Annotated in this window: 23 protein-coding genes; 8 read left to right on the forward strand and 15 right to left on the reverse strand. The window is 42.0% G+C overall.

Annotation, left to right across the window (positions count from 1 at the left end; genetic code table 11):
• Positions 1 to 48: 48 nt before the first annotated feature.
• Positions 49 to 327 carry a peptidylprolyl isomerase gene (locus tag Q4533_RS12340; RefSeq protein ID WP_102439027.1) on the reverse strand — a complete coding sequence of 93 codons (279 nt, stop codon included), beginning with the start codon at positions 325 to 327 and terminating at the stop codon, positions 49 to 51.
• A gap of 148 nt (positions 328 to 475) precedes the next feature.
• Between Q4533_RS12340 and Q4533_RS12345 the strand changes: the two genes are divergently transcribed.
• Positions 476 to 1,147 (forward strand): DsbA family protein, encoded by a 672-nt coding sequence (locus tag Q4533_RS12345; protein ID WP_102477075.1) that lies wholly within the window; start codon positions 476 to 478, stop codon positions 1,145 to 1,147.
• 146 nt (positions 1,148 to 1,293) lie between these two features.
• Here the strand turns inward: Q4533_RS12345 and Q4533_RS12350 are convergent, their stop codons facing one another.
• Entirely contained in the window at positions 1,294 to 1,524 is a 231-nt protein-coding gene (locus tag Q4533_RS12350) for a hypothetical protein (protein WP_303502836.1), read from the reverse strand.
• 385 nt (positions 1,525 to 1,909) lie between these two features.
• Complete coding sequence (locus Q4533_RS12355; protein WP_303502837.1) at positions 1,910 to 2,557, reverse strand: SOS response-associated peptidase family protein; 648 nt, start codon at positions 2,555 to 2,557, stop codon at positions 1,910 to 1,912.
• A gap of 313 nt (positions 2,558 to 2,870) precedes the next feature.
• Between Q4533_RS12355 and Q4533_RS12360 the strand changes: the two genes are divergently transcribed.
• From Q4533_RS12360 to Q4533_RS12370, 3 genes are all read left to right on the forward strand, one after another.
• Positions 2,871 to 5,108, forward strand: a complete 2,238-nt coding sequence (locus tag Q4533_RS12360) for an acyl-CoA dehydrogenase (protein WP_102439019.1) — start codon at positions 2,871 to 2,873, stop codon at positions 5,106 to 5,108.
• A gap of 245 nt (positions 5,109 to 5,353) precedes the next feature.
• The gene (locus tag Q4533_RS12365; RefSeq protein WP_303502838.1) at positions 5,354 to 5,935 is read left to right on the forward strand and encodes a hypothetical protein; all 582 of its coding nucleotides are present in this window, start codon (positions 5,354 to 5,356) and stop codon (positions 5,933 to 5,935) included.
• A gap of 227 nt (positions 5,936 to 6,162) precedes the next feature.
• The gene (locus Q4533_RS12370) at positions 6,163 to 7,521 is read left to right on the forward strand and encodes an amidohydrolase family protein (protein WP_303502839.1); all 1,359 of its coding nucleotides are present in this window, start codon (positions 6,163 to 6,165) and stop codon (positions 7,519 to 7,521) included.
• A 58-nt stretch (positions 7,522 to 7,579) separates the two neighbouring features.
• On the opposite strand, the gene Q4533_RS12375 is transcribed toward Q4533_RS12370, so the two are convergent.
• From Q4533_RS12375 to Q4533_RS12390, 4 genes are all read right to left on the reverse strand, one after another.
• Entirely contained in the window at positions 7,580 to 9,748 is a 2,169-nt protein-coding gene (locus Q4533_RS12375; RefSeq protein WP_102477081.1) for a cation:dicarboxylase symporter family transporter, read from the reverse strand.
• Positions 9,749 to 10,025: 277 nt separating this feature from the next.
• A complete protein-coding gene (locus Q4533_RS12380; protein WP_303502840.1) occupies positions 10,026 to 10,958 on the reverse strand; it encodes a dihydroorotate oxidase in 933 nt (310 codons plus the stop codon).
• A gap of 235 nt (positions 10,959 to 11,193) precedes the next feature.
• Entirely contained in the window at positions 11,194 to 11,898 is a 705-nt protein-coding gene (locus tag Q4533_RS12385) for an oxidative stress defense protein (RefSeq protein WP_303502850.1), read from the reverse strand.
• A 268-nt stretch (positions 11,899 to 12,166) separates the two neighbouring features.
• A complete protein-coding gene (locus Q4533_RS12390) occupies positions 12,167 to 13,822 on the reverse strand; it encodes an amidohydrolase (RefSeq protein WP_102520815.1) in 1,656 nt (551 codons plus the stop codon).
• 383 nt (positions 13,823 to 14,205) lie between these two features.
• Here Q4533_RS12390 and Q4533_RS12395 point away from each other — a divergent pair, with 383 nt between their 5' ends.
• The 4 genes from Q4533_RS12395 (at position 14,206) to Q4533_RS12410 (ending at position 16,551) form a co-directional block, all read left to right on the forward strand.
• Positions 14,206 to 15,057 carry a GGDEF domain-containing protein gene (locus Q4533_RS12395; protein WP_303502841.1) on the forward strand — a complete coding sequence of 284 codons (852 nt, stop codon included), beginning with the start codon at positions 14,206 to 14,208 and terminating at the stop codon, positions 15,055 to 15,057.
• Positions 15,058 to 15,285: 228 nt separating this feature from the next.
• Entirely contained in the window at positions 15,286 to 15,651 is a 366-nt protein-coding gene (locus tag Q4533_RS12400; RefSeq protein ID WP_303502842.1) for a hypothetical protein, read from the forward strand.
• 213 nt (positions 15,652 to 15,864) lie between these two features.
• Positions 15,865 to 16,272 (forward strand): ribosomal protein S18-alanine N-acetyltransferase, encoded by a 408-nt coding sequence (gene rimI / locus Q4533_RS12405; protein WP_241901127.1) that lies wholly within the window; start codon positions 15,865 to 15,867, stop codon positions 16,270 to 16,272.
• Between the two features lie 60 nt (positions 16,273 to 16,332).
• Positions 16,333 to 16,551, forward strand: a complete 219-nt coding sequence (locus tag Q4533_RS12410) for a DUF6500 family protein (protein ID WP_076543093.1) — start codon at positions 16,333 to 16,335, stop codon at positions 16,549 to 16,551.
• A 70-nt stretch (positions 16,552 to 16,621) separates the two neighbouring features.
• Here Q4533_RS12410 and lipA read toward each other — a convergent pair whose 3' ends face one another.
• The 8 genes from lipA to mrdA all read right to left on the reverse strand — a co-directional run bounded on the left by lipA (position 16,622) and on the right by mrdA (position 25,316).
• On the reverse strand, positions 16,622 to 17,587 hold the full coding sequence (gene lipA / locus Q4533_RS12415; RefSeq protein ID WP_076543094.1) for a lipoyl synthase: 966 nt from the start codon (positions 17,585 to 17,587) through the stop codon (positions 16,622 to 16,624).
• Between the two features lies 1 nt (position 17,588).
• A complete protein-coding gene (gene lipB / locus Q4533_RS12420; protein WP_076543095.1) occupies positions 17,589 to 18,239 on the reverse strand; it encodes a lipoyl(octanoyl) transferase LipB in 651 nt (216 codons plus the stop codon).
• A gap of 102 nt (positions 18,240 to 18,341) precedes the next feature.
• Positions 18,342 to 18,608 carry a DUF493 family protein YbeD gene (ybeD, locus tag Q4533_RS12425; RefSeq protein WP_076543127.1) on the reverse strand — a complete coding sequence of 89 codons (267 nt, stop codon included), beginning with the start codon at positions 18,606 to 18,608 and terminating at the stop codon, positions 18,342 to 18,344.
• Between the two features lie 278 nt (positions 18,609 to 18,886).
• On the reverse strand, positions 18,887 to 20,077 hold the full coding sequence (locus tag Q4533_RS12430) for a serine hydrolase (RefSeq protein ID WP_076543096.1): 1,191 nt from the start codon (positions 20,075 to 20,077) through the stop codon (positions 18,887 to 18,889).
• A gap of 281 nt (positions 20,078 to 20,358) precedes the next feature.
• Positions 20,359 to 21,174, reverse strand: coding sequence for a septal ring lytic transglycosylase RlpA family protein (locus tag Q4533_RS12435; protein WP_303502851.1), 816 nt, complete (start codon positions 21,172 to 21,174; stop codon positions 20,359 to 20,361).
• A gap of 49 nt (positions 21,175 to 21,223) precedes the next feature.
• Positions 21,224 to 22,255: a lytic murein transglycosylase B gene (gene mltB / locus Q4533_RS12440; RefSeq protein ID WP_303502843.1), complete on the reverse strand. Its 1,032-nt coding sequence runs from the start codon at positions 22,253 to 22,255 to the stop codon at positions 21,224 to 21,226.
• Between the two features lie 95 nt (positions 22,256 to 22,350).
• Positions 22,351 to 23,463: a rod shape-determining protein RodA gene (rodA, locus tag Q4533_RS12445; protein WP_102477087.1), complete on the reverse strand. Its 1,113-nt coding sequence runs from the start codon at positions 23,461 to 23,463 to the stop codon at positions 22,351 to 22,353.
• Positions 23,460 to 25,316: a penicillin-binding protein 2 gene (mrdA, locus tag Q4533_RS12450; RefSeq protein ID WP_102438997.1), complete on the reverse strand. Its 1,857-nt coding sequence runs from the start codon at positions 25,314 to 25,316 to the stop codon at positions 23,460 to 23,462. Before mrdA ends, rodA begins: the two co-directional genes overlap by 4 nt.
• Positions 25,317 to 25,348 lie beyond the last annotated feature (32 nt).

Genomic DNA, 25,348 nt, shown 5'->3' on the forward strand with positions numbered 1-25,348 from the left:
ATGGTGAGTTAAATGTGCGCCGAAAACGCAATAAACTAAGGTGGCTCCTTAGGTGCGGTACAAAATTTTTATCACATGCCAACCGAACTTGGTTTTAACTAAATGGGGGGTAATAAGCTCACCAGTAAAACAGACTCTATCGAATTGTGGCACCATTTGACCTTTTTTAAATTCACCTAAGTTACCGCCACTTTTTCCTGAAGGGCACGATGAGTGTTTTCTTGCTAGCACATCAAATTTAGCGCCATTATCAAGTTGCTTGATTAAGTCTTCTGCTTGGGTTTTGTGTTTAACTAATATGTGCAGTGCTGCAGCGGTTCTGGCCATGGGGACTCTCCAATCAATAATGGCCAGATTATACCTTGTTTAATGGCAAAATTTGAATCGAATTTAATCGCCCGAGTTTGACTCTGATTTTTAGTTGAATTGATGGTATAACAGCTAGCTTAGTCCCTTTAAAACAGATGAGTGATACATGCCTCAACGACTCAGCAGCCCGTTAGTGGATCAGCCATTAGCCCGTAAGCAAGTGCAATTGTTTTACGTTTACGACCCTATGTGCAGTTGGTGCTGGGGATATCGCCCCACTTGGCTGGCATTAGCTGAGCAAATCAAGCTGCAGTTGCCTCAGGTGCAACTGACATACCTGTTAGGCGGCTTAGCCCCAGACTCCGATGTGCCAATGCCACTAGAAATGCAGCAATTTTTAGCTAACACCTGGCAAAAAATAGCGACGCAGCTAGGAACCCAATTTAATTTTGATTTTTGGCGTCAATGCAAGCCAAGGCGTTCGACTTATCCCGCCTGTCGGGCTTGCCTTGTGGCAAGGCACTATGGTTTAGAGCAGCAAATGCTGTTTGCCATTCAACAAGGCTATTATTTGCAGGCGCAAAACCCCTCAGATGACAGCACACTCATTGCATTCGCAAGCCAACTGGGTATTGATGAAGCAGACTTTAGGGCGAAATTAACCTCCAGTGCCACGCAGCAGCAATTACTGTCTGAGCTTAATGTTGCTCAGTCTTTACCTAATGAGGGTTTTCCGTCACTGGTATTGGCGATTGATCAGCAAAGCTATTGTGTTCCATTGGATTATAAAGACGTTAATGTCAGTCTAAAAGCGATTAACAAGCTGTTAGCTGAGTAACTATCAGTTATTTTTGGTTAATGACAGGCACAAAAAAACCAGTTGCAAGGCAACTGGTTTTTATTGCTCTTTATAGAGCGCTTACACTTGATTAACTAGTTTGACCAAATCTGGATTATGGACAATCTACATCAAGACTAAGTTAGTTATTCTACTGTGTGACAATCAGCACAATCAGTAATAGTTAGATCTGATGTGTGTAAATCAGTATCTAATTCGTGATGGTCAGTAAAACCATGACAATCATCACAAGTTGCGATGGTTGCTTCCATTTCTGTATGCTCTTCAACATTAATAGTATTGTGACAATCAACACAATCAACAGCAAAAGCAGAACCTGCAAACATAAGTGCAGCAATCATAGCTAAATATTTCATAGTAACTCCATCATCAGTTAAGGGGCTTTATCGCCCATGTTAAGTACCAAATATTATGGTCTTAACAAACCGCGCTTACTCAATGAACCAATATCTTAATGAAAATAAATCCGTTACTTTAAAACTAAGAACACTGAAAATTGGATAGCACATTTTAATTTGTCTTTGTAAAACAACTTAAGTTGCGTTACTTAAAGACCATCTTATCGATTTATGCTAATTGAAACTCAAAATTGGCTGCAAAGCTACCGTTTTACATTTTCTAGCGGAGTTAATTTTCAAGGTTGTGATCTGCTTAATAAAATTATAGAAATTTAAAGTGTGTTAACCCTATCCGAGTTCAGAATTAACAGGGGGAAATTTTTGGAGAAAGCGGCTTAATCATTTAGGCGCGACAGATCTTAATCCATTTATCTGGTAGTGGATTAAGTAATGGCTGGAGCTGCGAAACATCATGATAAAGCCAGTTGTTAATCTCGGTAGACGGAATAAACAATGGCATGCGGTGGTGATACTGAGCGCATTTATCATTAGGGTTAATGGTAAGTGTAACCAGTTGATTTTCTTCAGGGTACAGTATGCCAGCCATAAACAATGGCTTATTAGCTGCGTGACTGAAGCGATACTTTTGTTTTTTAGTCTGGCGTTCATCGCGCCACTCAAACCAAGCACTACAAGGGATGATACAGCGCTGTTGTCTAAATGCCTTGGCAAACGTTGCTTTGTCGGCCGCGGTTTCTCCTTGGGCATTAATAATGATTTTTTTAGACCAATTAGGTTTTATCCCCCAAAGGCTATTTATGACAGTTAAAGGCGGAATATTTGCCGAGTGACTTATTGTTGCAATTGCAGTGCTACTAGGGTCTGCGGCATTTATTGATGGGGTTGTTTCAGGGCAAGTACGAGTGATGCAGGTAACAGTATCTGTTGGGCGTAAATCAAGGTTTGTTTGTATCGACAGTGGCATATCAAACAAGTCATCAAGTGTTTGCTTCATGCCATCAAATAGCATTTCAATTCTGCCACACATCATTTCGGCCCCTTTTTAATTCCATTCACTTAAAGTAGCATTTTTTCCCATGAGTTTGACTAATGATTTGTGTCGAGTAGCTTTGAAAATTTGCTTAAATAGCATTCTCGACTTTAAAAATTCAAACGAGCGTATAAATTTTTTAAAAATTTTTTGCTTCAGCGCACACGTGTAAGTTTATGAAATGCTGGTATTATTTTTTAAATGTTACTTTGTTGTTGTAATTATTGGGTTTATTTTTAATTAGAATGTTTGATCTAATTTAATTTTTGTGACGTAATGCACACTATTAGTCTGGTCTGATGAGTGTAAAACTATGAGCTTAAGAACAACATTTAAAAAAGTATTGCCAAGTATTTCGACGACAGAACAAGAAGCGTTAGATGCCGGAGATGTTTGGTTAGAAGGGTCTATTTATCAGGGCATTCCTGATTTTGCCGCCTTACGTGACATTCCTGGGGCAACGCTGTCAGCTGATGAGCAAGCTTTCCTCGATGGCCCGGTGCAAACATTAATCGAAATGGTTGATGATTTTGAGATTCAAAATGGTAAACACTTACCAGACAATATTCTTACTTACTTAAAAGAGAACAAATTCTTCTCTTTAATTATTCCTAAGTCTTACGGTGGACTTGAGTTTAGCCCTTATGCTAACTCAACTATCGTAGCGACCATTGCTGCTAAAAGTTCTGCGGTTGCTGTTACGGTCATGGTGCCTAACTCTTTAGGTCCTGGCGAGTTATTAATGCACTACGGTTTAGATAGCCAACGTGACTTTTGGTTGCCTCGTTTAGCTAACGGCCAAGAAATTCCATGTTTTGCGTTAACAAGCCCTGAAGCGGGTTCTGATGCTGGTGGTATTCCTGATATTGGTACCGTCACCATGGGTGAGTATCAAGGCGAGCAAGTACTGGGTTTATCAGTAACTTGGGATAAGCGTTATATCACCTTAGCGCCAATCGCTACGGTACTCGGTTTAGCGTTTAAAGTTGAAGATCCACAAGGTTTATTAGGCGGCAAAGAACAGCTTGGTATTACTTGTGCGCTTATTCCTAAGGCGCACCCTGGTGTGCAATTAGGTAACCGTCATGATCCTATGGGCTGTCGTTTTTATAACGGTACTACCCGTGGTGAGAATGTGTTTATTCCAATGGACTTTATTATTGGTGGTCAAAGCAACATAGGTCGCGGCTGGCAAATGCTGGTTAGCTGTTTAGGTGCTGGCCGTGGTATTTCGCTGCCGGCTTTAGGTGTTTCAGTTAGCCAATGTTCATTTAAGTCTTCTGCTGAATATGCCGCTGTGCGTGAACAGTTTGGTTTATCAATTGGTAAGTTTGAAGGTATTCAAGAAAAGCTTGCAGATATTGCCGGTAAAACTTACTTGCAAGAGGCGATGCGAGTGCTAACCACTGAAGGATTAGGTTTAGGCTTAAAACCTTCTGTAGTAACAGCTATTGCTAAGTATCACATGACAGAGCTTGGACGTGATGTTCTTGATTCTGCTATGGATATTCAAGCTGGTAAAGCGATTCAACGTGGACCACAAAATACCTTAGCATCAGGTTATGTGGCGCAACCTATTGCAATTACCGTTGAAGGTGCCAACATTCTAACCCGTAACTTGATGATTTTTGGTCAAGGGGTGATGCGTTGTCATCCTCACTTACAAAGTATGGTTGAATCAATTCATAGTGATGCAAGTGATGCTGATAAAACCTTTAACCGTATTTTCAGACAAACCGTAGGTTACAGTGTTGGTAATAGTTTACGCGCATTCAAATTAGGCGTATTGCCATTTACTGCTCCAGCTTCATCTGCATTGCCTGAAGTTATTGGTTACGAAAAATCAGTACACAAGCTTGCATCTAAACTGGCTGTTTATGCTGACTTCTCGTTGCTTGTATTAGGCGGCAAGCTTAAACAGGCTGAAATGATCTCAGCACGTTTAGGTGATGTAATGAGTTACCTTTATGCGGCGATGGCATCGATTCGTTTTTACGAGCAAAAAGTGTCAGCAGATGAGCGCACGCAAGCTAAGCCATACTTTGATTACGCAACTCGTTGGGCGCTATGTAAAGCTGAAGAAGCACTACTAGGCTTCCTAGAGAACTTCCCATCTAAGCCGACTCGTCAGTTCATGCGTTTAATCACCATGACTTACTCAGCTAAAATGCCAAAAGTGAATGATGATTTGGTCAGAGAGCTTGCCCATCAAGCCCAGCTTGATACCACATTTAAAAAGCAGTTAACTCATTTAATTAAGCCTGTTGCTGGTGATGGTAACTACATTAATGAGCAAGCTTACTTAGCTAAAATGGCATGTTTACCTATGCTAGCTAAAGTGAAAAAGGCCCTTAAACAGCGTGTATTTAAAGCTGGGGTTCGTTTCTCGTTAACACTGGATGCCGCGCTTGAAGCTAAGGTTATTACAGCCGATGAGCATAAGCAGCTGCAAGATTACAACTTAAAGCGTGAACGTGCGATCCGAGTTGATGAGTTTGATTTTGATATGAACATAATTACCGATAAAGCGGATTTAAAAATCGCTAACTAATATCGCTAAAATCAGCCTTGTTTAGGATGTTAAAAGCCGCTTTTAAGCGGCTTTTTTGCGTTTAGGGCTTATGTTGGCAAGATTAATGTTTGATTAATTGTCGATTAAATTGTAACCGGCTCACAATTTTGTATTAAAGCTGTATTTTAAGCGCGTCTTAATCATCAAAGTTTGATCTTAGTTCGTTTTTTGCTCAGCGCTAGGGCGTATAAATTAATGATGGTCACTAACTTTGTGGAGGAATAATGACTCGTGCTTATAACAGCAAATTGGCGTTAATACTCAAGGTGACTTTTATTTGCTTGCTGCCCAGTGTTGGTCATGGTGCTGAGGCCATTGTGGGCGGCGTTGTGGGTTATGCCGATTATAGCGCTTCTTCTGTGGGGCTTTCTGATACTCAAGAAAGTGGCATTAATTATCAATATAGAACAGCGATAACGTTAAACCCAAGTAACCGTTTATACGGTGCTTATTCCTATAATTCTGATGATATGACTCAGCATGAAGGGATTTTAGTGTCCTATGACAAACTATTTTCTATTGACGATGCACATCATATCAATTGGTTTATTGGGGCATCGGCGGGATTAAGTGGTAACCAAATTCAACTCACCAATTTAGATAGCAGTTATCAAGACAGCAGTAGCAGTTACGTTTTTGGTGGTCAAACAGGGCTATTGTTTGATTTAGGCCATGACTTTAGTTCTGAACTTGGTTTTCGCTATTTAAAACATAACTTCAGTTCCAGTGCTGGTAACGACAACAGTTTGTCATTGTCCCTAAATGATAGCGAGCAAGTGTATTTTGGCATTGATTTTCGTTTCTAGTCCTAGGGAAAATTTACGCTTGAAAAAGTTGGATAGAAAAAAGCCCGCTCAATACTCAATTGTTCGGGCTTTTTTATGTGGTGAAATCAACTTAGCAAGGTATTAGCTATTACTTTATCATTAAATAACGGGATTAATTTGCTGCTGAAGATGTGAATAGCTTGTAAACACGCCTGTGGTTAGGCATGTTAATACTCAGGAAATTAACTCATAAGAAGCAGGGAATTATGACAAGGTTTAATTCAAGACTCACAAATGCGCTTTCTAACAAAAAGCCTTATCAAAAAGCCTATAAACTGGGATTGCTGGTGAGTTTATGCAGCACACCATTTGCGCTTCAAGCAGCAGACTTTACCGTTATCCATGCCGGGGAGTTACTTGCTGTTGCAGGTGAAAAGCCGACAACTAAGCAATCGATAGTGATTAAAGATGGTCAAATCAGCGCCATTAATAGTGGCTATATTGAGCTTCCATCCAGCCAAATAACTGAAGCAGATACCCTTGAATATATTGACCTCAAAGACAGCTTTGTCATGGCGGGTTTAATGGATATGCACGTGCATTTACAAGGGGAGTTAGGGCCCAATAATGACAGCGAAGCATTACGCATGTCAGATGCCGATGTGGCAATGAAAAGTGCTTATTTTGCAAATAAAACACTGTTAGCTGGTTTTACCACAGTAAGAGATTTAGGCGCCAAGCCTGAGCAGATTTATGCGCTTCGTGATGCGGTTAACAAAGGTTGGTTGGCAGGCCCTCGAATTATTGCCTCAGGCGGCGTCTCTGTCACTGGTGGTCATGGTGATGTGGATGGGAAAAGCCCTGACTTACTGGATATGCTAACCTCTAAAACCATTTGTGATGGTCCCTTTGATTGCCGCCGTGCTACGCGTCGAGCGATAAAATATGGCGCTGATGTGATTAAGATTACCTCTACAGGCGGCGTGTTGTCAGATACCAATACCGGCACAGGCCAGCAGATGGCCAATGACGAGTTAAAAGAAGTCATTGATGCAGCGCATGCATTAGGGCGTAAAGTCGCCAGCCATGCCCATGCGGCTGAAGGGATTAATGCGGCTCTGAGAGCAGGTGTTGATAGCATTGAACATGGCAGTTACGCCAATAAAGAATCGATTAAGCTATTTAAAAAGTCAGGGGCTTACTTAGTGCCAACCCTGTTAGCGGGTGACACTGTGGTTCAAATGGCTAAAGGTGATGGCAACTTTATGTCTGAAGCAATTAAAGCCAAAGCGATTAGGGTCGGTCATGATATGCAAAACAACTTTGGTAATGCCTATAAAGCGGGGGTTAACATTGCTTTTGGTACAGATAGCGGCGTATCACGCCACGGCGATAACGCGAAAGAGGCTGTGCTGATGAGTCAGGCGGGGATGAGCAATCAAGATATCTTAGTCAGTGCGACCATTAACGCTGCTGACCTTATTGATATGAGCGATACTCTAGGCACGCTAGCACAAGGTAAGCATGCTGACATTATTGCAATGAAAGCGAGCCCCCTTGAAAGTATTGATGCCTTACTTGATATTCATTTTGTCATGAAATCAGGTAAAGTACATAAGCAATAACCTTGGCTAATCATTATCACCAAGGCTCCCGAAGGAGCCTTTTTAATGGATGGTTAATTTAGTCAACCCAATGCAGTACATCACGAATAATCGACCATCGCGGCACTGGTGTGGTTGCGCCTTTTCCTAGCATCCAATAATCATAAAATTGTTGCTGGTGGCCATCGACTCGGCGCAGTTTTTGCCAGTTATTAATGTAGTTTAATAGTGACTGATTAGGTTGGGCCACGGCATAAGCCACAGGGTAGCGATTTTTACCTTCTAAAATAGCAATGCCGTAACCTGGGAAGAATAATGTCCAAGCTGAACCTGCTTCAGCGCTGATCACCACCGCATCGTATTTGGGCGCTTTTTGCCTAAAGAAATCTTTATAACCGTCAATTTTAACAAAATTAATATGAGGCAGTTTTTTCTTGGCATCGGCAATTTTATCATCATGTTCAACATAGGCGATGGTGGTATTTTCCATTTCGAGAATGGACTCATCAGTTTTGAAGCTATTAACCCGATGATCTTGAGTGGCAATGGCGATGTTAAGCTCTAGCACTGGTTCGCCATAACTAAGCCTGTCCATTTGTTTGATATCCATTGACAGCCCCGACATGGCGACATCAAAATAGCCAGCCTGTAATGACGCTGCGAGCTTATCTTTTTTGAACGGGATAAACTCTACCTCGACTTTCAAGTCCTCCGCCAACTTAGTGGCCATTGCAATATCAAAGCCCACTAACTGGCCGGCATTATTGTAGTAACTAAAAGGCACATTACTGGGAATGTAACCGACTCTTAGTAAGCCACGTTGGCGAATGGAATGGACGCTGGCGATTGCTTGAGTGGGCGTTTTACCGATTTCAGGGTATTGGCGAGTCACTTTCGTGGGCACTTTGTCAGCCACTTTCATGTTGGCGATCACCTCACTGGTGATATCAGGGCTATGTATAAATAATCCCATACCTATGCGGCAAACAACAATGGTGACCGCGGTACTGGCTAAAAGCCCAACCGACATTTTAATTAATTGCGGCGGACGAATTTTCAGTGTCCCTTGGAATAAGCACACGGTTAATAGGGTGAGGGCGAATAGGTTCATTACTGCGGCAATAGAGTTGAACTTGCCTGTGATAAAGCCTGACATGACAAATAGTTGGAATAAGTCTGAAGGTAGTTGCACTAAGTCCAACATAAAAGGAATGGCGACATACACACTACCAAATAAAGATAATAAGCCACTAACAGACAATGATGGCATAGCGCTGATATCAACAGGGGTGCCATTAAACCAGCCAGCAAAGTAGACAAATAAGATAACGGTTAATTTACCGATATTGGGGAAGGTAAATGCAATAGGCACCAAAATCTCAATCAGGGTGACGCCATCTTCAGTTAAGTTATTATGCTCACGCATAATTTGCTTACACTCAGCAATAATTACCGGAATAACAATAAAGATATTACCTGTGGCAAAGGCGGTAACTAAACTGGCTTTACTTATGTTAACCGTCTGCCTATAAGTGATTGGCGTTAATGACGAAACTATCCAAGGTAGCACTGCAAATGTGAGCAATAAGCACAAAGCAAAGTAACTAATAAGGTAAACCTGCATACTGGCAAATTCATCCACTCCCATAGTGCCAGCTGCCGATGCTGACATGGCAAAAATACCAATAGGCAACACTTTAACCAAGCCTTGGGTGATCCGAGAAAAGGCTTCTGTGATGGTATGCATGAAGGTTAACACCAGCTTTTTATTGTCGCCCTCCATACTAATTAACGCGAGACCCAAGGCAATACTGAATACCACCATGGCAGGAACATAGCCTTCCGCCATCGACTCAAACGGGTTTGAAGGAATATAGAGCTTAAAATAATTAATCGGCTGGGCAGGTTCGATAATACTGGTGCTGAAAAACGATGCTGATTCAATAAACGGAAAAGACAATGGCATTAACGCAGTGAGAACTAAACCGACTAACCACAGCAATAACATAATGGCGCCAGCGCGGCTAAAAATTAATATGGCCGTGCTTTTTTGCAGTTTGCCTATACCGCCAATAAGCGATACCACTATGTAAGGCAATACGGTCATTTGCATTAATAAAATAACGCCATTACCGATAGCGCTAAGCCAGCCTACGGACTCGCCAAAGAATATCCCCACAGCAAAGCCGACAAACATAGCCACTAGCATTTGGGTTGAACTGGTCATCGCAAGTAATTTTTTAAACACAGTTATGTTCCATTTATTATCTGGGCTTGAGGGTAAACTCACATTAACCGTTAGCAGGCTAATGTTTTGATAATGCTACAAAGTTGTTGCTCAAGTTTAATATTAACAGTGTTAGTTTGGATTAGGGATAATTTGTACAATAAATATCTTACTGAATTTATTTATATGCAGTGTTTTTGAAACGGCTAAAAAGCCACTGTAAATACAGTGGCTTTAAAGGGGAAGGGGGGGGAGTTTCAATACAGATATTCAGAGGCTTAATGTGCCACTGGTATCATTAAAGCGGTTTTAATTTGCCTTTAGCGTCATTAATACACTGGTAACCTTTACCGCGCATGAAGTCAGCGAGTTCTGTTTCAATACGCTCAAAGCAAGCTTCACCTTCTTTTTCAAAACAGGTCGCGATTTGTACCGCATCAGCACCGGCGAGTAGGTATTCAAAGGCATCGATTCCGTTTTTTATCCCGCCAACGCCAATGATTTGTACGTCATCATCCAGCAGTTCACGAAAGGCGCGCACATTGGCTAAACCGACAGGTTTAATATAATCACCACATAAGCCACCAAAACCGCCTTTAGGCTTGATTATGGGCTGCTCAGTGTACGGGTCGATAACTAAAGTGTTGCCGATTGAGTTAATGCAGGTGATAAATTTTACTGGATATTTTTTGATGACATTGGCTGCTGCCACAAAATGTGACATATCAAAATAAGGCGCCAGTTTAATCCCAATTGGTTTATTGCCTAGCGCTGTTAGGGCAGCGAGTGCTTTGTCAGTTTGTTCAAAGTCATAGGCGACCTGCGCTTTACCGGGGATATTAGGGCAAGAGAAGTTAACTTCAATTAGGTCAACATCACTGTTTTGAAAGGCGCTGACCATTTCAATATTATCTTCAATGCTAAAGCCTGAAATGCTTACAACAACAGGTTTACCTAATGCTTTTAATTGAGGCACCATTGCTAAATAAGCTTTATAACCTAAATTGGGTAAGCCCATCGATTGAATCGAACCTAATGGTAAATCTTTATAGCGTGGCTCAGGATTGCCTTCGCGCGCTTCCATGGTACAAGATTTAGTGACCACAGCAGCCGAATGAGATTGGGCAATCGTGTGCAGTTCATCCCAAGTGGTGCACTTGGGGCCAGAGGCATTCATTAAGTAACTGTCTAAGCTAATACCAGCAATTTCAGTGGATAAATCGATGTTCATGAAGCGTCCTCTTGGTGGAATAAACAATAAAAAAGCATGTGTAAATTGCGAGGTAGTTTATGCAGCGGGACAATAGAGGTATTGATTAAAAACAATAAATATGACAAATGTGTGATTATTTTTTAAGAGTGTTAACTAGAGCGCATAAATGCTGCTGTTCTTTATGCGCTGTTCTTTATACCACCGAGTAAGGCGGCGATGAACTGTTGCTGTTAATCGCCACTTACGTTTATAGCTATTTTAATTTGTAAATGACCTCAACACGCTCCTCGACACTGACTTGACCGTATTGATAGCTTTCGGCCGTGTCACTTTGCATTGCCGCCATACGCATCATCACAGGTTGTACCGACTGCTGAGTTAAGTAGCTGATTTTCCAAACACCATCGAGCTCACGCTCAAACCCTTGGGCCAATGATTGGGCTTTTTGTTTGGCATCTTTAATAGCGGCTTGTCTTGCTTGTTCAATCGCTGCAGTTTCGTTTGATGATTTCAAACTGATATTTTGCACCTGATTAATGCCTTCTTCTAATGCGGAATCTAAAATGTCATTAAGCTTAGGCAACTGCTTGATGGTAACAATCACTTGTCTGTTAGCGCGGTAACCCACTAACTCTTTGGGTTGTTTCGAGGGGTAATGGTATTGCGGCTGAATGCTCAAATTAGCGCTAGATATCGCATTTTTATCGACTCCAGCATCCTTGAGTCGCTTGATGAATTTAGCGACGGCTTGATCAACAGCGACTTTAGCTTGCTTAGCATCATCTTTAGTTAGGCTGACTTGAACTGAAATTACCGCCATATCAGGGGCTATTTTTAAATGGCTCGTACCAACCGTTTCAATATGTGGAAAATTATAGTCAGCAGCAATAGCATTTTGAGACAGTGAACCAAATAGTAATCCTGTTGCTAGCAAACCATTCATTAAGGTTGTTTTTATAATGCGATGTGTTGATGTTGTCATGTCGTGCTCCAAACAATAAATGAGGTTGGTAGTAACCTTGTTATAGCTATAAACGAGAGCAAATTTGAAAAGGGTTAATTTATTGAATTTTATTTTTGACGCGATAAAACCTAATTAAGAAAAGTCAGTTTTTAATAAGCACTTTTTAGGCGTTTGGCGTTTAATGCAAAATATAGGCGTAAAAAAGCCTAGTTAAATTAATCGCTAGGCTTTTAGGTTAGGCATATTAAAAATGATTGCGGCGTTATTCTACTCGCTCACCATCAACCCAAGTTTCCAGCACCTTAGTTTTCCAAATATCTTCAGGGTTAATAGCAAAGATATCCTTATCAATCAGAATAAAATCTGCTTTACGCTTAGGGACAAGTTGGCCAATCATTTGCTCTTGATGGGCGGCAAAAGCGGCGTGGGTGGTAAATGTGGCTAATGCTTCGGTTAAATTCATGCTTTCGCGGCGATACCAGCCATCAACAGGTTGATTGTCGTGATCTTGACGAGTTACCGAGGCGTGCAGGCCATAAAAAGGATTTGGCGACTCAATGGGGAAGTCAGAGCCTGCGGCAATAATCGTATTGGCATTAAGTAGCTTACGCCAAGCGTAGGCGCCTTTTATACGGGCATTACCAATTCGGTCTAATGCCATGTTTTTATCACTTGTGGCATGGGTTGCTTGCATTGATGCGATAACATTGAGTTGCGCAAAACGTGGAATATCGGCTAATTGCAACACTTGGGCATGTTCAATTCGATGGCGTAAATGACGGCTGTTACTTGCGGCGATATTGGCTTGGTAGTGATCCAACACTATTTGATTGGCATTATCGCCAATGGCATGGGTATTGACCTGAAAGCCTGCATCCATCGCTTGTTGAATCGTATCGCCCAACTCTTTTTCAGAATAGAGCAATAAACCTTTATGGCCAGCTAAATCGCTATAGTCTTCAATCAATGCAGCGCCGCGACTGCCAAGGGCGCCGTCGGCGGATATTTTTACGCTGCTGATGTGTAATTTATCTGAGCCAGAAGCCATCGGTCCTGCCTGCATCATCTTGTCAAATTCAGGGTCTTGAGCATCTATCATGGCGTACACGCGAATTGGCAGTTTATCGGCATAATCAAGTGCCTGATAAGCCGCGATAGTGTCACTGCCAATACCTGCATCATGGACACTTGTTAATCCCTGCTTAGCCAGCGAAGTAAGAGCTGTTAGCAGTATTTCTTGTTGCTCGTCGATAGAAGGTTGTGGGATTTTAGTAGTGATCAGGCTCATGGCATTATCAATAAATACCCCTGTCGGCTGACCATCAGCATATTTGATAATTTCACCACCTTCAGGGCTGGTGGTGGCAGAGCTAATACCAGCGATTTTCATCGCAGCGCTATTTGCCCAGCCAGCATGGCCATCAATGCGAACTAACCATACAGGGGTATCGGGAAAGACTTTATCCAGTGATGCAGCCACGGGAAAGTTTTGTTGTGGCCATAACACTTGGTTCCAGCCGCGTCCTTGTATCCATTGCATTGTTGGTTGTAATTGCCTAAATGCTACAACAGTTTCAACGGCTTGTTGTTCAGTCACGCTGCCACGTAACTGGGCTCGCATCAGGCTTAATCCATAGCTTAAAACATGACCATGCGCATCGATAAGGCCTGGTAGTAAGGTTTTGCCTTGTCCATCAATTCTTACAATACTGGTGTTAGTACTGTAGGGAAGATGTTCATTTTCAAGGTAGATTTTTTCAATGACATCGCCGTTAAATTGTAATGCCTTAAACTCAACTAATTTACCATTACTGACAGTGTAGCCATTGATATTATTGATAAGTTTACTTTGGGCAAGGCTTGTTAACGGGGGAAGGCAAAGGCAAGTAAGTAATAGTAATTTATAGTTCTTAAGCATGATTAAACCGGTCCATGTTCTTATTATTTGTGTTTTTAGCGTATCTTAAATACAAAATGCCACACTGTTACCAAAATGTTAACTGCTTTGTTTTGAAAAGAGACCTTTGACTCTAGGGCTGTAGCACTTTGGTGGTTAATATTCATCTCGAAAGCGCAATGCTCCCTCTTTATTTAGTAGGCCGTTGGCTAAACCTTGAATATCGATGGTTGCGATGAACTGGTATACTTTAAATTATGTAATAGGTTAATATATAACAATATTTATATTAATTAACCTTATCGGTTTCAGTGAATTCCAACGCCAATGTCTTTTATGGCAAAGAGCTTCGAGAACTGAATAAAATGAATCGAATGTGATTTTGACAACTGTTTGGGTGTGCTATGGATTATGTTGCTTTATTTTTGGTGCTGGTTGGAAGCATCGGGCTGGTGTTATCGTTACGCCCAGCTTATGCCATCTGTGCTTATTCTCAGTTTAGTAATAAAGGCTGGTTGACGCTGTTATTGTTAATTGGATTATTTATTGTCAGTTACCTCAGTTATTTATCTTTATTATTTAGCTCTACCAGTGAGATTGATTTTATACAATTAGTAGTGGCTGGTATTTTCTTCGCTGGCGGCGGGTTTGTGTACTTGGTGACGAACCTAAGTAAGCAAACAATTATGGATATTGATGTGTTATTGCAGCAAAAGCACCATCAAGCGAACCATGATTTGTTAACCACATTAGCCAATCGTCAGCACTTTTATCGCCATATGGATCAAATGTTAGCGCTAAAAAGTGAAGGTTTTTATTGCTTAATGTTAGACATTAACAATTTTAAAATGATTAATGACACGTTTGGGCACCCAGAAGGGGACCGAATTTTAACAGTGATTGCCCAGCGGATCTTGCAAGTCGTACCTGAAAATAGCTTAACGGCCCGTATTGGCGGTGATGAATTTGCGATTATTATTCCTGATACCGCCAATCTGAATATTTCTGATGTGGCGAAAGATATTGAAACTGCACTATTAATTGACATTCCTTGTGCTGGACATTTGATTGTCATTGCCGCCAGTATTGGAATTTCTCAGTATCCAGAGGATGGGCAAGATAGCAAAACCTTAATTAAGTATGCCGATATCGCCATGTATCACGCAAAAAAGAATGAAATGCCCCATCAGTATTATCAATCTCATCTACCGACAACCACACTACCTGAATCTGTTTTAGATGTTGAAAAGAGTTAAGGGATCATTATTCTTAAAACTAGAATCGCGAGTGGTGAATATCGCTCATTCTGAAGAACCTAGGGCTCCTATTAACCAGATATGTATTTACCAAGGTTTTTAAATTATTGCGGTTTTTTGTTGTTAAGGCTTTAATTGGATTAAATCTACCCGCTCAAGCTGATTTGCTCTCACATTGTGGTTAATGAACTGCTATTCTAGTGACGAGATCATTGATAGAGAATTACTATGGAAAAATCAGCTTTTTTAGATGCCATGGGCGTAACCCGTTGGCGCAGCGCTGATAGCCAAGGCAAGCCGTATTTAATTATTCATGATGACGGTGATGATATTAGCCAGCATAGTTTGGTTAAAAGCGTGTTGTCGCTATTACATATTGATGAGTCACAATGTGAGTTTGATACTGAAATGGTCAAAGGCATGCAGGTGATTTGGGATTTGCGCAAAATGCGCGTCCGTCCACGAGTGGCTTGGATTATTACCGATCCTATTGAGGCGTTATTGCAAGGCCATCAAGGTAAGAGAGACCTGTGGCAACAGCTTGGTTTGCAGCTTGATAAAACGGCTTCGATTGATACAGATAAGTCAGCTTAGAATTTAGTTACTGACATTGACGATATAAAACAGTGATTATTTAAAGCTTCGATTATTTAAAGCTTCGATTATTTAAAGCTTCGATTATTTAAAGCTTCGATTATTTAAAGCTTCGATTATTCAAACTTCCACTATTGAAGAAACCTTATGACTTCAGCTTCTCCTCAAACAAGTTTAACAATTTCGTTATTATCTCCTGAAAACACAGCTGCAATGTTTGAAATTGAGTCTGCTGCACATTCTCACCCTTGGAGTTTAGCAAGCTTAGAAGACTGTTTTGGCCGCTTATATCGCGTTTATGGAGTCTTTGATAAAGATGAGCTTATTGGTTTTGCCATTGTGCAGCAAATTGTCGATGAGCTGACGTTATTAGATATTTGTATTGCGCCGAATCAACAAGGAAAGGGTCTAGGAAAGCAGCTACTTAATCATGTTATCTATGATGCTAAAGTGAAACAGGCAGTGGTGGTGATGTTGGAGGTTCGACAGTCTAATCTTGCTGCAATTGGCTTGTATAATACATTAGGTTTTGTTGAAGCAGGTCGCCGCACGGGTTATTACCCAAGCGTAACTGGCCGTGAAGATGCTATCTTGATGGATTACAGGTTATTGCCAGAATAAATGACTGAATGAATCATATGCTGAGTAAATTAATATTGTTAAACCAATAAAGAGCGTTAAATGAGAGAGTCGTTAAGAGCCAAAATAATCCAAGTGTGCGATAAAAAAATTGCCGCCAAAGGCGATAATGTTGGTTTATCATTTTATGCCTTTTTTGCCAATAAGAACGATGACCCGATATTATTGATGGAAGCTGCGACTTGGTGGATTGAAACTCATCAACTTGATCATTTCGTTAAAGCCCATGTGATTAAAGCAATGGTTCAAGCTGGTAAGTAATACTATTAATAACAGACATTAAAAACGGCGCTCTAGGCGCCGTTTTAGTCTCTTAGGAAGCAAATAAAGCTTACTTCACTTCTTTACCTTGCGCTTGTAAATCCGCATGGTAGCTTGAACGTACAAGCGGGCCACAGGCTGCATGGGTAAAGCCAATCTCGTCAGCTAATGCTTTTAGCTCATCAAACTCTGCTGGTGGCACGTAACGCTCAACCGGTAAGTGGAACTTACTTGGTTGTAAGTATTGACCTAAGGTTAACATCTCGACGTTATGAGCACGTAAATCACGTAATACATCGGCGATTTCTTCGTTTGACTCCCCTAAGCCCATCATTAAACCTGACTTAGTTGGAACATCAGGGTGACGGTCTTTAAAGCGTTTTAGTAAATCCAATGACCACTGGTAATTTGCCCCTGGGCGCGCTTTACGGTAATGCATCGGCGCTGTTTCAAGGTTGTGGTTGAACACATCTGGTGGCTCAGTGGCTAAAATATCTAAAGCGGCGTCAATACGGCCACGGAAATCAGGCACTAAAATTTCAATTTTAATTTCAGGATTTAAGATGCGGATTTCACGAATACAATCAGCAAAGTGCTGTGCGCCGCCGTCACGTAAATCATCACGATCTACAGAGGTGATCACCACATATTTAAGCTTCATATCTTGAATGGTTTGCGCGAGTTTCTTAGGCTCAGCTGCATCAGGCTTTAGTGGACGGCCGTGGGCAACATCACAAAAAGGGCAACGACGAGTACAAATCGCCCCTAAGATCATAAAGGTGGCAGTACCGTGGTTAAAGCATTCAGCAAGGTTAGGGCATGAGGCTTCTTCACATACTGAGTGCAAACCGTTTTTACGCAGTGCTGATTTTATATCAGTAATTCGCTGGTTTGATGCAGGGAGTTTTACTCTTAACCAATCTGGTTTACGCAACATGGTTTCACGTTCAGATGGAACCACTTTAACAGGGATACGCGCGACTTTTTCAGCATCACGCAATTTAACACCGGGTTGTAATCTTTCAGGCCTATTCATTTTATTCTGCTAATCCTTGATGATGTACAAGTTCTTGGTAGCCTAATACTTGGCTTAATGTTTGAATCAGTTTATCGCCAGCTTCAGTCACGGTTTGTGGGCCGCCTAAGGCTTTGCATTGCACCATTTCAAGTCCGGCATAACCACAAGGATTAATGCGCAGAAATGGTGCTAAATCCATATCGACGTTGAGGGCAAGGCCATGAAAAGAGCAGCCTTTACGAATGCGTAACCCTAATGAGGCGAGTTTTCGCTCGTCAACATAGACACCGGGTGCATCTGCTTTGGCGTAAGCATTGACATCGTACATGGCGAGCATATCAACGATGCTTTGCTCGATATTATTCACTAATTGTCTCACACCGAGTTTACTTCTTTTTATGTCAATGAGTGGATAGACAACCAGTTGGCCGGGGCCGTGATAAGTGACTTGTCCGCCGCGATCCACTTGGATCACTGGGATATCGCCAGGATTGAGAATGTGTTCACTTTTGCCTGCTTGGCCTTGGGTGAATACCGGTGAATGTTCAACTATCCATAGCTCGTCGTTGCTGTCACTGTCGCGATTGTCAGTGTAACTTTGCATGGCATGCCAGACCGACTCGTAATCTTGGCGGCCAAGATGCCTGATATGTAACGTCTGAGTTTGCAAGGGCAAGCTCTCCCTCAAAAAAGTTGGCTTATTATACGCACCTATCACTGAAATAACATCAAAGTGATAGGTGGATCACGTTTTATACCATTTTGAGCGGTGTTAAAGTACGCGGTTTACACCTTCAATTGCAGCAAGATCTGTATAAACTTGCTCAATATGTTCTTTACTGGTAACAGTAATACGAATTGATACTGCGTAGTAGGTGCCTTTGCTTGATGCTTTGACTGTTGGCGCATAATCGCCAGGTGCGAGTTTTTGCGCTACAGCAACGATGCGATCAGCTAAGGTATCGTCAGCATTACCGATGACTTTGAATGGGCATGAATTTGGAAAATCCATTAGTTCGCCAAAGTTTGTTTCTAACATGTGTTTGCTCTCTACGGTTGAATGCGCCTGTTTGTAGATATTACAGCAGGTACAGTTGAAGCTGTTATCACTTCTATATGGGGTAATTATACTGTAATACAAGTCTGCGAGCAGCGTTTGATGGTCATTTTTACTGCGCCATTGTAATTTATTACCTAAGGCGTTAGTTTTGCGCTGCTGCTTCGATAACAATAAAGCCACCCGAAGGTGGCTTTATTGTAGATATCAGTTTGTTTAACTGACCATTTTGCTAATTATTTAGAAAATAGCTTAGCTTATTATTCACCAAACCAGCCTTCAAACATTTGCTTGAAGTAATCCATCAATTTGCTAAACCAGCTGCCTTCATTGACTTCATTTAAAGTGACTAATGGGAATTGAGCTATGTCTTTGCCATCTAATTGGAAGAAAACACGGCCAACAGTTTCGCCTTTCGCTAACGGCGCCGTTAGTGGCTTAGTTAGCTCAAAGTTTGCTTGTAAGTTTTTAGCTTGACCGCGATTAATGGTAATAGGCGTGTCGGTAACGACACCTAAATCAACCGTTTCACGATCACCATACCAGATTTTTTGGGTAACAAAGGTGTCGCCAGCTTTATATGGGGTAATGGTTTCAAAGAAACGGAAACCGTAGTTAAGCAGCTTTTTGCTTTCAGCTTTACGGGCTGACTCGCTGTTAGTACCCATCACCACGGTAATGAGACGCATACCGTCATTGGTCGCTGAAGACACTAAGTTGTAACCCGCACCTGATGTATGGCCAGTTTTGATGCCGTCAACATTAAGGCTGTTATCCCACAATAGGCCGTTACGGTTATATTGTTTAATGCCGTTAAAAGTGAAAGATTTTTCTGAATAAACACGGTATTCATCTGGCACATCACGAATTAACGCTGCGCCTAGCAATGCCATATCATAGGCGGTGGTTTTGTGATTATCGGAATCTAAACCATGTGAGTTTTCAAAGTAACTTTGGGTCATGCCCAGTTGCTTTGACCATGAGTTCATTAAGTCAACAAAGCCATCTTCGGTGCCGGCGATATGTTCTGCCATTGCCACACAGGCATCGTTACCTGATTGAATAATAATGCCGCGGTTTAAATCTTCGACCGTGACAGTTTTACCCACTTCAATAAACATTTTTGACGAATCTGGGAAGTTTTTAGACCAAGCTTTTTTACTGATGGTTACTTCATCATCTAAAGAAATATTACCGACTTTAACTTCATGACCAATAACATAACTGGTCATCATTTTAGTTAAGCTAGCAGGGTTAAGTGATTCATAGGCATTGCTTTCAGCAATCACGCGCCCTGAATTGTAATCCATTAGAACATAAGCTTTAGCGGCGACAGTCGGCGCATTAGGCATAACCATAGGTGCATTAGCTGCGTTGGCTGCTTGAGATGAAAAAGATACCGCAGAAAGCAACAGCAAAGATTTTAGGGGAGTGTTAACAATATTCATCATTAAATTGGCACATCTCTGGTCAATGTAGAAGGTGACGTCGTTTAGGGTTTATTTTTAACTTACCGAGTTTGATGTGCTAGTGAAAGCACCAACAAACGCATTTATCAAAAATAGCATAAAAACCAAGCAAGATTATTACTTTAAAGCATCTTTAGTAGGTTTAAATGAATAAACGACATAATTAAAAACATTATATCATTAGTCGCTGACAATTTGACATTAAGCTTCATTAACATAAATAAACTGTCAGGCAGGCTAATTTATTATTTTTCAAAAACTGGTTATTTTTTAGGGTACATCATATAGCTATTAGGGTGGCCATCTTGTTTTAGCTGCACTAATACTTTATTCGCTAAATAACGCTGTCCAATTGGCCCGAGTTGTAGGCGATAAAAGCCATTAGCCGCTTCAACTTTTGCCGGCACTTGGTACTTTTGTTCAAGCTCTTTTGCCAGCACATTAATCCGCAGCAGATCTTTAGAGGCCACCACTTGAATAAAATGCACGCTGGAGTCTTTTAGTTCATCTAGTGCCATTGATTCTGGTGACTCAATATGAATGGCTTCAATGCTGACTTTAGCGGTGCCTTGCTGCAACATACCAATTTTGTAGGCCGCTGCGTAGGATAAATCAATGATGCGCCCTTCATGGAATGGGCCACGATCATTGACTCTGACAATCACTTGTTTGTTATTAGCCTCATTAGTGACTCGCACATAACTTGGTAATGGCAAGGTTTTATGGGCTGCTGACATGGAGTACATATCATAGGTTTCGCCGTTTGATGTTAGGTGACCATGAAACTTTGACCCATACCAAGATGCGCCGCCCGTTTGTTTAAAACCTTTCGTGCTCGACATCACCTGATATGACTTGCCGCGCACAGTATAGTTTTGCTGGTTTCCTTGGCGACTATAGGGCTCATACTTTGGGTGGGCATCTTCAACCTTACTGACATCGGGGGCACTTTTAGGGGCGCGATCATCTTTGAGCTGATAGCGGTCATCTTGGCTAGTTGGCGTCGGTGAACTTGAACACGCAGCCAATGCACCGCACAACCCAACCACGGCGAGACTAATGAGTGACTTTTTTAGCATGTCATATTTAATGTGACAGTTTATTTGACCGTTCATGTGAGTGCGCATCTTATTTGTTGTCATGTGCAGGGGCTGCACCTGGGTGGTACGCAGCTGCTAATTGCTGGCTAAATTGATATACCGCCATGGCATATAGTGGGCTGCGATTGTAGCGGGTAATCACATAAAAGTTATTAAGCCCTAACCAGTAGTCTGTTGCTTTGGGTTGCTCAAGTTTGATCAGTAATGCAGATTGCGAAGCATCAATATCTTTGGCAACCGCTAGGGATAAACTTGGGGTCAAGATATCAGCCACAGTTTGTGTCGGCTTGCCTTTAAGCCATACCTTGGCTTTAGGCGCGGTTTCAACGGTGTGATTTAATTTAAGGGCAACAGGTGCGCCTTTTTTCCAGCCGTGTTGGTGGAAATAATTAGCAACACTACCAATAGCATCCGGCTTACTATTCAATAGATCTCGGCGGCCATCACCGCTGAAATCAACCGCGTAGTGACGATAGCTTGAAGGAATAAACTGGCCATAACCCATAGCGCCAGCGTAAGAGCCTTTAAGGTTGTCATTATCTAATTGCTCTTCTTTAATTAATGACATCAGGTTGCCAAATTCTTTCCTGAAAAAGGTGGCTCTAGGAGGATAGTAAAAGCCTAATGTATACAGCGCATCTTGTACTTTATAGTTACCCATGTAGCCGCCGTAGTAGGTTTCGATACCGATAATGGCAACAATGATTTGCGGGTCAACTTGGAATTTTTCTGAGGCCTGCTTGATGGTTTCAGCATTTTGTTGCCAAAAGGCTAAGCCTTTTTCTAAACGGGAGTCAGTTAAAAAGATGGGATAGTATTGGTGCCAAGGTTTGGCTTCCCAAGGTTTGGAAATAGCATCAAGTACGGCTTGATTATGATTAGCAGATGATAGGAATTGCTGAACTTCTTGTTCGGTAAAGCCCTTGCTCACTTGTTCAGTGATAAAAGCCTGTTTTAGTGCGCTGACTTCTTGCTCTGTTGGCGGCGTTGGCGCCGCAAAAAGTGTTGTTGAACTGAGAAGTAATGCCAGCGCTGTTGCGATTTTAGTTGTTATTTGCATTTAAGGTCCTGTGTAATTGGACTACCGCTAAGTGATGTCAATTCAGCTGTGCGGCAGTTTTCCTTATTAAGTTATTTCATTAGGTTTGGCTGGGATTACCTATCCACAAAGCGTCTATGGGTTTGAATACTCATCAGAATGCCAAAACCTATCATCAATGTCATCATCGAGGTGCCGCCATAACTGATTAAAGGTAAGGGCACTCCCACAACAGGTAAGATGCCAGATACCATACCAATATTGACGAAAATATAAACAAAGAAGGTTAAGGTAATACTGCCTGCCAGTAAGCGAGCAAAGGAGGTTTGCGCTCGCGATGCGATAACCAAGCCGCGGCCGATGATATACATATACAGGGCAAGTAACAGTAAACTGCCGATCAGGCCAAACTCTTCACCGATAACAGCAAAGATAAAGTCGGTATGGCGCTCTGGTAAAAACTCAAGTTGTGATTGTGAGCCTTGCAGCCAGCCTTTACCCCATAGACCACCTGAGCCAATGGCGATTTTCGATTGAATAATATGATAACCCGCGCCGAGAGGGTCGCGCTCAGGATCAAACAAGGTCATCACCCTAGTGCGCTGATAGTCGTGCATTAAGAAGTACCACAGTACCGGTAAAAAGGCTAAAACTGCGGTCACACAACTGCCGACAATTACCCAGCTCATGCCTGATAAAAACAGCACAAAAATCCCCGAAGCGGCGACCAAAATTGAGGTGCCTAAATCAGGTTGCTTAGCAATCAGTAACGTAGGAATTAGCAGAATAACCAAACCACCGGCTAAATAACGTTTTTTCGGTGGTAGCGGAAATTTACTGATGTACCACGCCATAGTAATAGGGAAGGCGAGTTTGATAAGTTCTGATGGCTGAAACTCCATAAAGCCTAAGTTTAGCCAGCGCTGTGCGCCCTTATTAATGGTGCCAAAAAAGTGTACCCCAAGCAGTAGGATGATACCTGCCACGTAAATAGGTAAAGCCCAGCGCCTGAGAATTTCAGGGTTTATTTGGGCAAAGATAAACATGACAAATAATGACAAGCCAAAGCGGGTTAATTGCCTTTCCATCATGGCAAAGTCTTCACCGCTGGCAGAATAAATCACAAACAAGCCAAAAATCATTAGCGCGAGTAGGCCCAACAATAACGGTAAGTCTATGTGTAGTTTTTGCCAAATAGTCTGTTTGTGTGGGTGGTGTGAGGTATTCATTGTTCCACCATCCATTGATCTCGTAACATGTATTCATCCAATAGCGCCCGGGCGACAGGTCCAGCATTGACTCCGCCCCAGCCAGCATTTTCAATAACCACCGCGAGAACAATCTTAGGGTTTTCATAAGGCGCGTAGGCAATAATTAAGGCGTTATCTCGTAAAAACTCTGACACGGTATCAGCATCGTATTTTTCATCTTGGGCAACACTAAATACCTGCGCAGTACCGGTTTTCATTGCTGCGGTATATTTGGCATCAGTAAAGCGAGACTTATCAGCAGTTTTTCGCATCGCTTCGTTAATGATTTCCCAGTTATTATCATCGTTTAATTTTATTGGTTCACGCTCATCAATCGGGGTATCGATTTTAGCGGTGTCATCTTTAAATGATTTTAATAAATGCGGCGTATAACGGGTGCCGTGATTGGCTAAAATGGTGGCGGCATTAGCAAGCTGTAATGGTGTTGAGGTCCAGTAGCCTTGACCAATACCCACCGAAATCGTATCACCAATATACCAAGGCTGATTGTAACGCATGCGCTTCCAATCTTTTGATGGCATGATGCCGTTAGCTTCTTCGTAGATATCAATGCCACTTGATTCGCCAAAACCAAATTGGTTCATGAAATCAGCAATCTTATCGACACCGACTTTATAGGCTAAGTCATAAAAGAAGGTATCACAGGAGTCCATGATGGCACTGTATACATCAACCCAGCCGTGGCCCCAGCGTTTCCAGTCGCGGTATTTACGTTCGACATTGGGGATTTGCCAAAAGCCTGGATCCCAGATGCGGGTTTTTTCGCTAATGGCTTTTTGTTCTAAGCCCAGTAGTGCAATATGCGGTTTTACTGTTGATGCTGGTGAGTATTGGCCTTGGGTTGCACGGTTGATAAGAGGGCGTGATTTATCGTTTAGTAGTGCGTTATACGCCTTGCTGCTAATACCGTGAACAAATAAATTAGGGTCATAACTTGGGCTTGATACCATCGCAAGTACGCCGCCATCTTGTGGATCGATTGCAACCACTGAGCCGCGGCGACCATCTAATAGTTCCATAGCTTTTTGCTGTAGTTTTAAATCTAAGGTGAGGTAAATATCTTGCCCAGGCGTTGGCGGGGTCACCTTCAAGGTGCGGATCACGCGGCCACGGTTATTCACTTCTTCTTCAAGGTGACCAGGGGTGCCTAATAATAGGCTCTCATAGAACTTTTCAATCCCCTGTTTGCCAATATCATTAGTGGCGGCGTAATTTTTCCAGGTACCCGATTTTTCAAGAGATGCGCGATCACGGGTGTTAATTTTACCCACATAACCCAATACGTGAGTCATCAAATCTTCATAGGGGTAATGGCGTTTAAGGCCTGCTTCGACTCTAAAACCGGGGAATTGATGTTGGTTAACACTGAATGCGGCAACTTGCTCTTCAGTTAATCGGCTTTTGATGGTTAATGGTTTAAAGCGGCGATGATAACGTAATCTTTCAGTGATACTTTCACGCTCTTCTTCAGTAAGGGCAATAACCTCATTGAGTTTATCTAGGGTCGCAGTAATATCTTTAGACTTTTCTGGGATGACTTCTAGGGTATAAAACGGCTGGTTTTCAGCAAGCAGTTGGCCGTTACGGTCGTAGATTAAGCCGCGACTCGGGGCTACGGGCACAACGCGGATACGGTTGTCATTAGAGCGGGTTTCATAATCAGTGTATGAGACAACTTGCAGTTGATAAAGGTTAGACAGTAAAACACTGATGAGAATAAACACGCACAGGAAAGTGAACAAAGCACGACGTTTGAATAGCGACGACTCGGCAGCGTGGTCGTGCATGGCAATGCGCTTTTTTGGCGACACTTAAGCTTTCTCCGATGAGATTCAGGCTAATA

Origin of the sequence: Shewanella sp. 6_MG-2023, assembly GCF_030547195.1 — a bacterium.
Classification (GTDB): Bacteria; Pseudomonadota; Gammaproteobacteria; order Enterobacterales; family Shewanellaceae; genus Shewanella.